Source organism: Microbacterium ureisolvens, from assembly GCF_019511645.1.
GTDB classification, from domain to species: Bacteria; Actinomycetota; Actinomycetes; order Actinomycetales; family Microbacteriaceae; genus Microbacterium; species Microbacterium ureisolvens_A.
Genome location: NZ_JAEUAX010000039.1, coordinates 1 through 419 on the forward strand (window position 1 = coordinate 1; position 419 = coordinate 419).

Here is a 419-nt window from a genome sequence, read left to right on the forward strand (position 1 = left end):
TCTGGGCGCTGATCCTGCCGCTGATTGTGGGTATGTGCACCCATCGTCTGGTCTCGCGCAGCCTGTCGCCAATGCGGTGCCTCGCAGCCAAGGGCGATCAGACAGCCTTTGGGATTGTTCATCTTTCGCTGTCGGGAAGCATACCGACCGAAGTTCAACCGTTGGTCGATGCCTTGCGCGACGTTTCGTCGAAGCACGAAGAGACCGTGGCGGCTGTGCGCTCAATTTACACCGATCTCAATCACGACTTGCGCACTCCGCTGCATACTCTCGCCTTGCAAACAGAAGTGACATTGATTGCCCCTCGCAGCGCCGAAGAATATGAGGCCTTGTTGCGCTCGAACCTGGAGGAGTTTGCGCGGCTAGCGACTGCTACCGACAGGACGCTGCAGGCGCTACGCGAGCTCGCGCTGCGGCGC

Annotated in this window: 1 pseudogene; it reads left to right on the forward strand. The window is 59.9% G+C overall.

Annotated elements, in window-relative coordinates:
• A pseudogene (locus JNB61_RS19880) lies at window positions 1-419 on the forward strand (hypothetical protein); the annotation flags it as partial.